The 14360-nt window shown below is 50.4% G+C and carries 9 protein-coding genes and 3 rRNA genes; all 12 read left to right on the top strand.

Features of this window, described 5'->3' with window-relative positions:
- The first annotated feature begins 19 nt into the window (after positions 1–19).
- Entirely contained in the window at positions 20–382 is a 363-nt protein-coding gene (folB, locus tag NSU14_RS32000; RefSeq protein WP_039309536.1) for a dihydroneopterin aldolase, read from the top strand.
- Positions 383–391: 9 nt separating this feature from the next.
- On the top strand, positions 392–943 hold the full coding sequence (gene folK, locus NSU14_RS31995; protein WP_039309538.1) for a 2-amino-4-hydroxy-6-hydroxymethyldihydropteridine diphosphokinase: 552 nt from the start codon (positions 392–394) through the stop codon (positions 941–943).
- A complete protein-coding gene (locus NSU14_RS31990) occupies positions 895–1104 on the top strand; it encodes a helix-turn-helix domain-containing protein (RefSeq protein WP_039309539.1) in 210 nt (69 codons plus the stop codon). The genes folK and NSU14_RS31990 overlap by 49 nt, the downstream gene beginning before the upstream one ends.
- A 39-nt stretch (positions 1105–1143) precedes the next feature.
- A complete protein-coding gene (gene dusB / locus NSU14_RS31985) occupies positions 1144–2160 on the top strand; it encodes a tRNA dihydrouridine synthase DusB (protein ID WP_042132702.1) in 1017 nt (338 codons plus the stop codon).
- 224 nt (positions 2161–2384) lie between these two features.
- Positions 2385–2864: a transcription elongation factor GreA gene (greA, locus tag NSU14_RS31980; protein ID WP_039309541.1), complete on the top strand. Its 480-nt coding sequence runs from the start codon at positions 2385–2387 to the stop codon at positions 2862–2864.
- Positions 2865–3059: 195 nt separating this feature from the next.
- On the top strand, positions 3060–4574 hold the full coding sequence (gene lysS / locus NSU14_RS31975; RefSeq protein WP_042132703.1) for a lysine--tRNA ligase: 1515 nt from the start codon (positions 3060–3062) through the stop codon (positions 4572–4574).
- 363 nt (positions 4575–4937) lie between these two features.
- Positions 4938–6495 (top strand): 16S ribosomal RNA (locus tag NSU14_RS31970).
- Between the two features lie 300 nt (positions 6496–6795).
- Positions 6796–9727, top strand: a 23S ribosomal RNA gene (locus NSU14_RS31965).
- Between the two features lie 127 nt (positions 9728–9854).
- Positions 9855–9971 (top strand): 5S ribosomal RNA (gene rrf, locus NSU14_RS31960).
- Together the 16S, 23S and 5S rRNA genes form the textbook arrangement of a ribosomal RNA operon.
- 389 nt (positions 9972–10360) lie before the next feature.
- A complete protein-coding gene (gene guaB, locus NSU14_RS31955; protein WP_039303893.1) occupies positions 10361–11818 on the top strand; it encodes an IMP dehydrogenase in 1458 nt (485 codons plus the stop codon).
- A gap of 165 nt (positions 11819–11983) precedes the next feature.
- Positions 11984–13342: a D-alanyl-D-alanine carboxypeptidase family protein gene (locus tag NSU14_RS31950; RefSeq protein ID WP_042140610.1), complete on the top strand. Its 1359-nt coding sequence runs from the start codon at positions 11984–11986 to the stop codon at positions 13340–13342.
- A gap of 118 nt (positions 13343–13460) precedes the next feature.
- Entirely contained in the window at positions 13461–14342 is an 882-nt protein-coding gene (gene pdxS, locus NSU14_RS31945) for a pyridoxal 5'-phosphate synthase lyase subunit PdxS (protein ID WP_042132704.1), read from the top strand.
- Positions 14343–14360: the final 18 nt, after the last annotated feature.

The raw sequence follows: 14360 nt of genomic DNA, 5'->3' as shown, positions 1-14360 counted from the left end.
GAGAAGGCAGGTACCCTTAATGGATAAAATGAAGCTGCACCGCATGGAATACTACGGATATCACGGTGTGTTTGAAGAGGAGCGCAAGCTGGGCCAGCGCTATTATGTGGATTTGGAGCTGGAGCTTGATTTGCAGGGAGCGGGTCTCTCTGATGATCTGGAGCAAACCGTGAACTATGCCGAAGTACATTTCCTGGTCAAAAAAATTGTCGAAACAAAGTCCTTCAAGCTGATCGAGGCTTTGGCAGAATATATTGCATCCGCAGTACTGGACACTTATACTGTTATCAATGCAGTAACCGTCAAGGTGACGAAACCGCATCCGCCATTCGATATTCATTTTCAGGGAGTAACCGTAGAACTGCGCCGGACGAGAAAGTGAGACAGAGTCATGAATATACATTCTACCTCTGAGGCATCAGAGGCTTATATTGCTTTAGGGGCTAATTTGGGCGACCGTGAAGGAACGCTGAGAGAAGCTTTGAACCAGCTGGACCGGCATGAAGAGATTGAAGTTCTACGCACCTCATCGGTATACGAGACCGAGCCGGTGGGTTATCTGGATCAGCCCCAGTTTCTTAATATGGCTGCGGCTCTGCGTACTACGCTTGCTCCGGAGGCTCTGCTTCATGTCATGCTGGAGACAGAAACCCGGTTAGGCCGTGTACGTGATATCCGCTATGGGCCGAGAACGGTGGATTTGGATTTGCTTTGGGTAGAGGGGTTGAGCCTGGATACACCAGACTTAACGCTGCCGCATCCCCGGATGCTGGAGCGTGCGTTTGTGCTCTTACCGCTTAGTGATATCGTTTCGCAGAATGAAGAGTCTTCCGGATTCCGCGGCTTAATTACAACAGCGCTTCAAGACATAGACGGAAAGGAAGGAATTCGCTTGTGGACAACAAACGTATGGGACGGCGGGTTAGAGCGTTCCGAAAGCTGAAGGGTTACACTCAGCAGGAGTTGGCGGATTCTGTCGGAATATCCTTGGCCGTGCTTGGTGCGGTCGAGCGGGGTAATAGACGTTTAGAAGATCAAATTTTAAATAAAATTGCGGATGTCCTGGGAGTTACGGTCGATGAATTAGCCAACCCGGCTACGTAAGCTCCTCAAGCTGATCCGCAATATAAGGAAGTGATTCGAATGTTGAAGATTGGCGATATTGAGATGAAGAACCAGGTGGTGTTGGCCCCTATGGCCGGCGTGTGTAATCCTGCATTTCGTCTGATTGCCAAGGAATTCGGGACGGGTCTAGTCTGTGCCGAAATGGTGAGCGGCAAAGCTATTGTGCATGGCAATGCGCGTACCCGCGAGATGCTGTTTGTGGATGAGCGTGAGAAACCGCTGAGTCTGCAGATTTTTGGCGGAGACCGCGAGTCGCTGGTTGATGCAGCCAAAATAGTGGATAAAGAAACGAACGCCGATATCATTGACATTAATATGGGCTGTCCGGTGCCGAAGGTGACGAAATGTGATGCCGGAGCGCGCTGGCTGCTGAATCCGGACAAGATTTATGAGATGGTATCTGCCGTTGTGGATGCCGTGGATAAACCTGTGACGGTGAAGATGCGGATCGGCTGGGACAGCGAGCATATCTTTATCGAAGAGAATGCGCGTGCAGTTGAGCGTGCCGGAGGCAAGGCAGTCAGTGTTCATGGCCGTACCCGCGAGCAGCTCTATACAGGGCATGCCGACTGGAAGTATATCCGGATGGCCAAAGAAGCTGTATCCATTCCGGTCATCGGCAATGGTGATGTGAATACACCTGAAGATGCGCGGGCGATGCTGGATCAGACCGGCTGTGACGGCGTAATGATCGGGCGGGGGGCGCTGGGCAACCCTTGGATGCTGTACCGGACCATTCAGTATCTGAGTACTGGAGAGCTGATGCCTGAACCGGACGCTGAAGAGAAGATCAAGGTGGCCATTCTTCACATGGACCGTCTGATCGCCCTTAAGGGTGAAGCGGTGGCGGTCCGCGAAATGCGCAAGCATCTGGCCTGGTATTTGAAGGGGCTTAAGTCAGCCGCCCGGGTGAAGGACGTTATTATGGAAGAAACGAAACGTGACGAGATGGTGCGGATTTTGAGTGATTTTGTCGTTCAGCTTAAGGATGAAGAAGCGCAGGAAGGCGCGGATAGCGCTCTTTCGGCCGTTTAATTCCCTGATTTGCCGCATTGTCAGACCCGTCCCTGCCTGCATCATTGAATATCGCTAAACATTATATGGGGCGTCATTGACATTTTGTAGCGGTTCCAATATAATTTCACAGTATAAAATCGCCGTTACAGCAGGAGCAATGGAGAAGGAGGGTTCTGTTCCCTCCGGATTCGCATATAGTATGGTGTTTTCAATAAATGTATACGACAGGAGAATCGGTTGAGATGAGCGATAAAGAAGTCATCCTTACACCGGACGGACTTAAGCGTCTGGAAGAAGAACTGGAGACCCTCAAATCCGTAAAACGCCGCGAGGTAGCGGAACGTATTAAAGTGGCCATCGGCTACGGAGATATCAGTGAAAACTCGGAATATGAAGACGCAAAGAATGAGCAGGCCTTTATCGAAGGACGTGTTCTGACTTTGGAGAAGATGCTGCGCAACGCGCGTATCATTAATAGTGATGAGATCGTGACAGATGTGGTAAGCATCGGAGTAACAGTGAACGTTGAGGATATGGAGTACGGAGACGTTATGGAGTATACAATCGTCGGAACCGCCGAATCCGATCCGCTGAATAATAAAATCTCCAATGAGAGCCCGGTAGGCAGAGCCATCATCGGTAAGAAGATTGGTACCATTGTGGATGTAAGTGTCCCTGCAGGCGTCATTCAATATAAAATTCTTGATATCAAAATGAAGTAAGATGGATCCGAAAGCTTCCTTAGGGGAGCTTTTTTCAAAAGAAAAGAATTTATAGGCTTCGCGCAACGTATAACAACCGAAAAATATGGGTGAACACATACAGCTTATATTTTGTACTGGAACGGACTGTCCCCTTGGTATGAGGGCGGAGCCGTTTCTTCTTTTGTATACCGTGAGTAAGAGAGGATGAAGAACATGTCGGAAGAAATCAACAACGTGGAAACTACAGAGAGTGAACTAAGTGAGCTGCTGCAGATCCGCCGGGGTAAGCTGGACGAGCTCCGCGCGCTGGGAATCGACCCGTTCGGCAAGAAATATGAGCGTACCGCAGCAGCTGGCGATCTTCTGGCCAAGTATGACGGACTAACCCATGAGGAACTGGACGAGCTGGCGCTTGAGGTTAGTGTGGCAGGACGTATTATGGCTAAGCGGGTAATGGGTAAAGCGAGCTTCTCGCACATCCAGGATCTCAGCGGCAAAATTCAGATTTATGTCCGCCAGGACAGCATTTCTGAATCCCAGTACGCAGCTTTCACCATTCTGGACCTGGGCGATATTATCGGAATCCGCGGTACCCTGTTCAAGACCAAGACCGGCGAAACCTCTATTAAAGTGCATAACCTTGAGGTGCTGTCCAAATCCCTGCTTCCGCTTCCAGAGAAATATCACGGACTGAAGGATGTAGAGCTCCGTTACCGCCAGCGTTATGTTGACCTGATTATTAATCCGGAAGTACAGCAGACATTTATTGCGCGTTCACGGATTATCCAATCGATGCGCCGTTATCTGGACTCGCTGGGCTATCTGGAAGTAGAGACTCCAACACTGCATACCATTGCCGGTGGAGCCGCCGCCCGTCCGTTTATTACACACCACAACACGCTGGACATGCAGCTGTATATGCGTATCGCAATCGAGCTTCACCTGAAACGTCTGATCGTAGGCGGTTTGGAAAAAGTATATGAAATCGGCCGTGTATACCGTAACGAAGGGATCTCCACACGCCATAATCCGGAATTCACGATGATTGAGCTGTACGAAGCATATGCGGACTACAAGGATATCATGCAGCTTACAGAGAATATGATTGCTCATATCGCCCAGGAGGTTCTTGGCAACCAGGTGATTAACTACCAGGGGCAAGAAGTTGACCTGTCTCCAGGCTGGCGCCGTGTGACCATGGTGGACGCTGTCAAAGAAGTAACCGGCGTAGACTTCGGGGTCCATATGACGAATGAAGAAGCACAGGCTCTGGCTAAGGAGCATCGTGTGCCGGTTGAGAAGCATATGACCTTCGGACATATTCTTAACGCATTCTTTGAGCAGTTTGTAGAGGAAACGCTGATTCAGCCGACTTTCGTAATGGGACATCCAGTAGAAATATCACCACTGGCCAAAAAGAATGATCAGGATCCGCGCTTTACCGACCGCTTCGAGCTGTTTATTGTAGCCCGTGAGCATGCGAATGCGTTCAGTGAGCTGAACGACCCGATTGACCAGCGTCAGCGCTTCGAGGCGCAGATTCACGAGAAAGAGCAGGGGAATGACGAAGCGCATGAGATGGATGATGATTTCATCCGTGCACTGGAATACGGAATGCCGCCTACAGGCGGACTGGGAATCGGCGTAGACCGTCTTATCATGCTGCTTACGAATGCCGCGTCTATCCGCGATGTACTGCTGTTCCCTCATATGCGCAACAAAGACTGAATAATTATCTGATCTGTAACCATAATATCCAAGGGAGCTGCAAAAGCGGTTTCCTTGGAACAATGGTTAGCGGTTAGTTGAAAATAATGCTTGCAATAAGACTTTATACATGATATATTCTATTTCTGGCCGCGAAACATCAACGCCGAGCTCGAAAAGAAGTTAAAAAAAGAGCTTGCATTGAACGGTTGGATGTGATATATTATAAGAGTTGCTGGTGACGCGGTAAGCGGCGCTGACAACGAGCTTGATCTTTGAAAACTGAACAACGAGTGAGTGGGAAATCACGAAAGTGACTTCCAAAATAGAGAATGAAAATTCTCGTCAGATGTTTCAAAATGAGCAATCGCTCTTTCTAAATACAATTTGGAGAGTTTGATCCTGGCTCAGGACGAACGCTGGCGGCATGCCTAATACATGCAAGTCGAGCGGAGTTTGAATGGAAGCTTGCTTCCATTCATGCTTAGCGGCGGACGGGTGAGTAACACGTAGGCAACCTGCCCTCAAGACTGGGATAACTACCGGAAACGGTAGCTAATACCGGATAATTTCTTTCCTCTCCTGAAGAGAGAATGAAAGGCGGAGTAATCTGCCACTTGGGGATGGGCCTGCGGCGCATTAGCTAGTTGGTGGGGTAACGGCTCACCAAGGCGACGATGCGTAGCCGACCTGAGAGGGTGAACGGCCACACTGGGACTGAGACACGGCCCAGACTCCTACGGGAGGCAGCAGTAGGGAATCTTCCGCAATGGGCGACAGCCTGACGGAGCAATGCCGCGTGAGTGATGAAGGTTTTCGGATCGTAAAGCTCTGTTGCCAGGGAAGAACGTCCGGTAGAGTAACTGCTACCGGAGTGACGGTACCTGAGAAGAAAGCCCCGGCTAACTACGTGCCAGCAGCCGCGGTAATACGTAGGGGGCAAGCGTTGTCCGGAATTATTGGGCGTAAAGCGCGCGCAGGCGGTCATTTAAGTCTGGTGTTTAAACCTTGGGCTCAACCTGGGGTCGCACTGGAAACTGGGTGACTTGAGTACAGAAGAGGAAAGTGGAATTCCACGTGTAGCGGTGAAATGCGTAGATATGTGGAGGAACACCAGTGGCGAAGGCGACTTTCTGGGCTGTAACTGACGCTGAGGCGCGAAAGCGTGGGGAGCAAACAGGATTAGATACCCTGGTAGTCCACGCCGTAAACGATGAGTGCTAGGTGTTAGGGGTTTCGATACCCTTGGTGCCGAAGTTAACACAGTAAGCACTCCGCCTGGGGAGTACGGTCGCAAGACTGAAACTCAAAGGAATTGACGGGGACCCGCACAAGCAGTGGAGTATGTGGTTTAATTCGAAGCAACGCGAAGAACCTTACCAGGTCTTGACATCCCGATGAAAGCATTAGAGATAGTGCCCCTCTTCGGAGCATCGGAGACAGGTGGTGCATGGTTGTCGTCAGCTCGTGTCGTGAGATGTTGGGTTAAGTCCCGCAACGAGCGCAACCCTTGACTTTAGTTGCCAGCAGGTCGAGCTGGGCACTCTAGAGTGACTGCCGGTGACAAACCGGAGGAAGGTGGGGATGACGTCAAATCATCATGCCCCTTATGACCTGGGCTACACACGTACTACAATGGCCGGTACAACGGGAAGCGAAACCGCGAGGTGGAGCCAATCCCAGCAAAGCCGGTCTCAGTTCGGATTGCAGGCTGCAACTCGCCTGCATGAAGTCGGAATTGCTAGTAATCGCGGATCAGCATGCCGCGGTGAATACGTTCCCGGGTCTTGTACACACCGCCCGTCACACCACGAGAGTTTACAACACCCGAAGTCGGTGGGGTAACCCGCAAGGGAGCCAGCCGCCGAAGGTGGGGTAGATGATTGGGGTGAAGTCGTAACAAGGTAGCCGTATCGGAAGGTGCGGCTGGATCACCTCCTTTCTATGGAGAATCGTCACCTGCAACGGTGACATTCAAATCGGAAGTATTACTTCCAAAACGAACCTTAGGGTTCAAACACTCACTCGTTGGTCAGTTTTGAGAGTTTAAGCTCTCATCTTTAAACTGTCTGAATTTTCGAACATCACAGTCGTGATTGTCCCGAAATTTCAGCACCTTGATCCTTGAAAACTGGATACCGAAACGAATTTGCGTTTTAGAACATCTTTTAGCTGAAACTTGTGTAAGCAAGTTGAAATAGTTATTAGTTGCTACAGCGATTTTCCTAACGGAAAACGCATTGGTTAAGCTAATAAGAGCACACGGAGGATGCCTAGGCGCCAGGAGCCGACGAAGGACGTGGCGAACAACGAAACTGCCTCGGGGAGCTGTAAGCAAGCTTTGATCCGGGGGTGTCCGAATGGGGAAACCCAGCTGTGGTAATTCGCAGTTACTCGTATCTGAATACATAGGATACGCAGAGGCAGACCAGGGGAACTGAAACATCTAAGTACCCTGAGGAAGAGAAAACAATAGTGATTCCGTCAGTAGCGGCGAGCGAACGCGGAACAGCCTAAACCAAGGGGCTTGCCTCTTGGGGTTGTGGGACGTCTCACATGGAGTTACAAAGGAATATGGTAGGCGAAGAGGTCTGGAAAGGCCCGCGATAGAGGTAAAAGCCCTGTAGCCTAAACTGTGTTCTCTCCGAGACGGATCCCGAGTAGTGCGGGGCACGTGAAACCCCGTATGAATCCAGCAGGACCATCTGCTAAGGCTAAATACTACCTGGCGACCGATAGTGAAACAGTACCGTGAGGGAAAGGTGAAAAGCACCCCGGAAGGGGAGTGAAATAGAACCTGAAACCGTGTGCTTACAAAAAGTCAGAGCCCGATCTATGGGTGATGGCGTGCCTTTTGTAGAATGAACCGGCGAGTTACGTTTAACATGCAAGGTTAAGGTGAGAAGCCGGAGCCGCAGCGAAAGCGAGTCTGAATAGGGCGATTTAGTATGTGGACGTAGACCCGAAACCGTGTGATCTACCCCTGTCCAGGGTGAAGGTGCGGTAACACGCACTGGAGGCCCGAACCCACGCATGTTGAAAAATGCGGGGATGAGGTGGGGGTAGCGGAGAAATTCCAATCGAACTCGGAGATAGCTGGTTCTCCCCGAAATAGCTTTAGGGCTAGCCTCGGTGAATGGAGTGGTGGAGGTAGAGCACTGATTGGGTGCGGGGCCCGCAAGGGTTACCAAGCTCAGTCAAACTCCGAATGCCATTAACTTCTTGCCGGGAGTCAGACAGTGAGTGCTAAGATCCATTGTCAAAAGGGAAACAGCCCAGACCATCAGCTAAGGTCCCCAAGTGTGTGTTAAGTGGGAAAGGATGTGGAGTTGCACAGACAACCAGGATGTTGGCTTAGAAGCAGCCACCATTGAAAGAGTGCGTAATAGCTCACTGGTCGAGTGACTCTGCGCCGAAAATGTAACGGGGCTAAACACACCACCGAAGCTATGGCTAGATACTTTGTATCTGGGGTAGGGGAGCGTTGTATGCAGGTTGAAGGTGTACCGTAAGGAGCGCTGGACAGCATACAAGTGAGAATGCCGGTATGAGTAACGAAAAGATCAGTGAGAATCTGATCCGCCGAAAGCCCAAGGTTTCCTGAGGAAGGCTCGTCCGCTCAGGGTAAGTCGGGACCTAAGGCGAGGCCGAAAGGCGTAGTCGAAGGACAACAGTTTGAAATTACTGTACCACCGTAATCCGCTATGAGCGATGGGGTGACGCAGGAGGGTAGTGACGCGGACTGATGGATATGTCCGTCTAAGCAGTGAGGCTGATGTGTAGGCAAATCCGCACATCACTAAGGCTGGGCTGTGATGGGGAGCGAAAATTGTAGTAGCGAAGGTCATGATCTCACACTGCCAAGAAAAGCCTCTAGCCAGGAGAAGGTGCCCGTACCGCAAACCGACACAGGTAGGCGAGAAGAGAATTCTAAGGCGCGCGGAAGAACTCTCGTTAAGGAACTCGGCAAAATGACCTCGTAACTTCGGGAGAAGAGGTGCCTCGGTAGGGTGAATAGCCCGAGGGGGCCGCAGTGAAAAGGCCCAAGCGACTGTTTAGCAAAAACACAGGTCTGTGCGAAGCCGCAAGGCGAAGTATACGGGCTGACGCCTGCCCGGTGCTGGAAGGTTAAGGGGAGTGGTTAGGGGTTAAACCCGAAGCTGTGAACCCGAAGCCCCAGTAAACGGCGGCCGTAACTATAACGGTCCTAAGGTAGCGAAATTCCTTGTCAGGTAAATTCTGACCCGCACGAATGGCGTAACGACTTGGGCGCTGTCTCAACGAGAGATCCGGTGAAATTTTAATACCTGTGAAGATGCAGGTTACCCGCGACAAGACGGAAAGACCCCATGGAGCTTTACTGCAGCTTGATATTGAATTTGGGTACGATCTGTACAGGATAGGTGGGAGCCGTTGAGGCAGGAGCGCAAGCTTCTGCGGAGGCGCCGTTGGGATACCACCCTGATCGTATCTAGGTTCTAACCTAGTACCCTTACCGGGTACGGGGACCGTGTCAGGCGGGCAGTTTGACTGGGGCGGTCGCCTCCTAAAGAGTAACGGAGGCGTTCAAAGGTTCCCTCAGAATGGTTGGAAATCATTCGCAGAGTGCAAAGGCATAAGGGAGCTTGACTGCGAGACCTACAAGTCGAGCAGGGACGAAAGTCGGACTTAGTGATCCGGTGGTACCGCATGGAAGGGCCATCGCTCAACGGATAAAAGCTACCCTGGGGATAACAGGCTTATCTCCCCCAAGAGTCCACATCGACGGGGAGGTTTGGCACCTCGATGTCGGCTCATCGCATCCTGGGGCTGAAGTAGGTCCCAAGGGTTGGGCTGTTCGCCCATTAAAGCGGTACGCGAGCTGGGTTCAGAACGTCGTGAGACAGTTCGGTCCCTATCTGTCGTGGGCGCAGGAAATTTGAGAGGAGCTGTCCTTAGTACGAGAGGACCGGGATGGACGTACCGCTGGTGCATCAGTTGTTCCGCCAGGAGCATGGCTGAGTAGCTACGTACGGACGGGATAAGCGCTGAAAGCATCTAAGCGTGAAGCCCCCCTCAAGATGAGATTTCCCAATTAGTAAGACCCCTTGAAGACGACGAGGTAGATAGGTTGGAGGTGGAAGTGCAGCAATGCATGGAGCTGACCAATACTAATCGGTCGAGGGCTTATCCAAATTTCGAAGAACGCAGATTCGTTTCGGATTCAGTTTTCAGGTGATCAAGCCTGAACGCCATGAAATTCATTCACACGTCCGTGATGAACCGAATTTCAAGCGGCAGCGTCTGTTTCACAGACGCATGTTTGGTGGCGATAGCGGAGGGGTTCCACGCGTACCCATCCCGAACACGACCGTTAAGCCCTCCAGCGCCGATGGTACTTGGACCGAAGGGTCCTGGGAGAGTAGGACGCCGCCAAGCACATGAAGCCATTGTTGAGCAATCGACAATGGCTTTTTTGTATACTTTTATACATGGACAATGCATAGACGTTAAAGTGTTAAATTATGGATTATTATATAATCTGTCCACTGCACACGGACTTTAGTCCAAGAATTCGCTTACCCGGAGCAAGATTTCTTAATACCTTATCAGAAGATGTAATATTCTTGACAGGCCAAAAGCCCTTTGCTAAGATAGCTCTAATATATTTTTGGACAAGCATCTCAAACCTTAACTGAAGACACTATTATGTATAACTCCCAAGCCTTTACCGCTGTCTATCAGGTATGGACTTGAAGCAGGAGTTTTTTTATTCATAAGTTGGCAGGCAGGTGGAGAAAAGAATATTTCGAGGAGGAATGACCCAGGTGTGGGAAGATAAGTTTGGTAAAGAAGGATTCACTTTTGATGATGTGCTGCTGGTTCCGCGTAAATCCGAGGTACTGCCTAAGGAAGTGGATTTAACCACTGTACTTAGCAAGAATGTGAAGCTGAACATCCCTTTGATGAGTGCAGGTATGGATACAGTCACGGAAGCAGCTATGGCGATTGCTATTGCCCGCGAGGGCGGGATCGGCATCATTCATAAGAATATGTCCGTGGAGCAGCAGGCGGAAGAGGTGGACCGTGTGAAGCGCTCCGAGAGCGGCGTTATTACCAATCCATTCTCACTTACGCCAGACCACTGGGTATCCGATGCTGAAGTTCTGATGGGTAAATACCGCATTTCAGGTGTACCTATCGTAGATGAAGGCGGTAAGCTTGTTGGTATTCTGACTAACCGTGATTTGCGTTTTATCCACGATTTCAATATTCAGATCAAAGAAGTTATGACTCATGAGAATCTGGTTACCGCTGCTGTAGGTACAACCCTTCAGGAAGCGAAAGGCATCCTTCAACGTCACAAGATCGAGAAGCTGCCGCTGGTGGATGAGCACAATATTCTTAAAGGTCTCATTACTATTAAAGATATAGAGAAAGCTATCCAGTTCCCTAACGGGGCCAAGGATGCTCAAGGCCGTCTGCTTGTTGGAGCTGCAATCGGTATTTCTAAGGATACATTTGAACGTACAGAGGCATTGGTAAAAGCCGGTGTTGACCTTATCACAGTGGATTCGGCACACGGACACCATATTAATATTATCGACGCGGTCCGCCAGCTGCGCGAATTGTATCCTGATCTTACTATTGTGGCCGGTAATGTAGCTACAGGTGAAGCTACCCGTGAATTGATTGAAGCCGGAGCATCCGTGGTCAAGGTCGGTATTGGACCCGGATCGATTTGTACAACCCGCGTAATTGCAGGTATCGGCGTTCCGCAGGTTACAGCAATCTATGATTGTGCAACGGTTGCCCGCGAATACGGAATTCCAGTTATTGCTGACGGGGGAATTAAGTACTCCGGAGAGATCACCAAGGCAATTGCTGCCGGAGCCGCTGCAGTGATGATGGGCAGCTTGTTCGCCGGTACGGAAGAGAGTCCTGGGGAGTCGGAAATTTATCAGGGACGTAAATACAAGGTATACCGCGGAATGGGCAGCATGAGCGCCATGAAGCAGGGCAGTAAAGACCGTTACTTCCAGGATGATGATAAGAAGCTCGTTCCTGAAGGGATTGAGGGCCGGGTTGCATTTAAAGGGCCGTTGTCCGATACCGTTCATCAACTGATCGGCGGATTGCGCTCAGGTATGGGTTACTGCGGTACGAAGACATTAGAGGAACTGCGCAACGACACCTCATTTATCCGGATCACAGGTGCGGGACTTCGTGAAAGTCACCCGCATGATGTGCAGATTACCAAAGAAGCGCCGAACTATTCCCTGTAAACCGGGAAGAATCGCATATTTTTGCGGACAGGCAGGACTAAATTCGTCCTGCCTGTCTTTTTTTGCAGATACCCCTGTGTTAGAATAGAACAAGCACTGATCTGAGGATTAAAGGAGAGTTAATCATTGAAGTACAAGCGGAAACTAAGTAGTAAGCAACTTGTGATGAAGACAGCGACAGTAGGTCTGCTTTTAAATATGCTAGCATTCCCGGCAGCGTCTGCGATGGCAGAGGCGGTAGGCACACCGGCTGCAACAGAGGCTGCGGCTCCATCGACAGCGGCAACACCTGCCAAAACGGCAGTAACCAAGATTCCAAGCGTGGAGTCACTGGGACTGAATGTAAAATCTGCAGTATTGATTGAGCCTACTACAGGTGAGGTCCTGATGTCGCTCAATGCCGATCAGCCTATGCCTCCAGCGAGTATGACCAAGATGATGACAGAATATCTGGTTACCGAAGCCGTAAATAGCGGCCAGCTATCCTGGGACGAGAAGGTTATTGTACAGGAGAATGCATCTAAGCAGACCGGATCGCGGATTTATCTGGCTGCAGGTGATGAACATACGGTTAAAGAACTGTACATAGCGATGGCGGTAGGTTCTGCTAATGATGCCACAGTAGCTTTGGCGGAGCTGGTCTCGGGTTCGGAGCAGCAATTCGTAACACTTATGAACGAGACTGCCCAGAAGATGGGCATGAAGACCGCTTTCTTCATTAACTCCACCGGACTTGACCGAGCGGACATGCCGGAGAAATTCCGTCCGCAGGCAGAAGGCGAAACGGTCATGTCTGCAATGGATGCAGCCATTCTTGCCAAAAATATTGTAACGGATCATCCGGACTTCACTGAATTTACAACGATCCAATCCTATAAATTCCGTGAGCGTGACACCAAACCGATGATTAACTATAACTGGATGCTGGAAGCCAACAAGGATATTGCTAACTTCAAAGCCTATGCTTATCCGGGTCTCGACGGATTGAAGACTGGACACACCTCCAAAGCCGGCAACTGCTTCACAGGTACTGCTGTGCGTGACGGCATGCGTCTAATCAGCGTAGTTATGGGAGCGGACTCTGAAGCACACCGTTTCACGGAAACGAAGAAGGTGCTTGATTTCGGCTTCAACAATTTCGAGATTAAGCAGGTGGTAGCGCCTAAGGCTGTCATCGCCGGTACTGAAACGGTGCCTGTACTTAAAGGCAAGAATAAGGATGTACCTGTTGTGACGGATGCGGGAGTTACGTTCATGGTACCAAAGGGTACGGTTTCTCCACAGATCAAAACTACAGTGGTGACGAACGACCCGGCAACCTTGATCGCGCCGATTGCCGGAGCCAGCAAAGTAGGTAAGGTCACATATACCTACCAGATCGAAGGAATGTCTCAGGTTCAGGAGAAGACGGTTAACCTGATTACTGCCGAGGAAGCAGAGAAGGCTGGCTGGTTCAAACTGCTAATGAGAGCAATCGGAGAATTTTTTGGCGACCTGTTTACAGGAATTAAGAACTTGTTCTAACCGCACGGCAGTCTAATGCCAGCATTACGACAAAATCCCAGTAAATAGGTTGTATATATCACCACCTTGCGGTAGAATTACAAGTTAGATTAGGTTAGATCATTCGGGAGGCTTAGACATGGAAACAGGAACATCGCGAGTTAAAAGAGGCATGGCAGAAATGCAAAAGGGTGGCGTCATTATGGACGTCATGAATGCAGAGCAGGCAAAAATTGCCGAGGCAGCGGGCGCAGTAGCCGTTATGGCTCTGGAACGTGTACCTTCCGATATCCGCGCAGCGGGTGGTGTAGCACGTATGGCCGATCCTACTATTGTAGAAGAGGTTATCAAGGTAGTGAGCATTCCTGTTATGGCTAAAGCCCGTATTGGCCATTATGTAGAAGCCAAGGTTCTTGAATCCCTCGGTGTTGACTATCTGGATGAGAGCGAAGTGCTCACGCCGGCAGATGAAGTGTTCCATATCAATAAACGTGAATTCACCGTTCCTTTTGTATGCGGAGCCAAGGACCTTGGGGAAGCCCTGCGCCGGATTAACGAAGGAGCTTCGATGATCCGTACCAAGGGTGAGCCGGGAACCGGCAACATCGTTGAAGCCGTCCGCCACATGCGCTACATAAACAGTCAAATTCGCAAAGTGACTAACCTCTCGCTTGATGAGCTCTATAATGAAGCTAAGATACTTGGCGTTTCTTATGAGCTGCTGCTGGAAGTTCATCAGCTTGGCAAATTACCTGTCGTTAACTTCGCTGCCGGCGGTGTAGCTACGCCTGCGGATGCCGCACTCATGATGCATCTTGGTGCTGACGGCGTGTTCGTTGGCTCGGGGATCTTCAAGTCCGACAACCCTGAGAAATTCGCCCGTGCCATTGTAGAAGCGACCACCCACTTTACAGACTACAAGCTGATTGCGGAAGTGTCGAAGAACCTTGGCGCCCCGATGAAGGGGATTGATATTGCCACTTTGACTCCGGCTGAACGTATGTCGGAACGCGGCCGTTAATAGAGAGAAGGCTTCCGG

This window comes from Paenibacillus sp. FSL R10-2771, assembly GCF_038000205.1.
Classification (GTDB): domain Bacteria; phylum Bacillota; class Bacilli; order Paenibacillales; family Paenibacillaceae; genus Paenibacillus_AQ; species Paenibacillus_AQ phytohabitans.
Note: the sequence above shows the minus strand (reverse complement) of the source record. Positions and strands in the feature narration are given on the sequence as shown.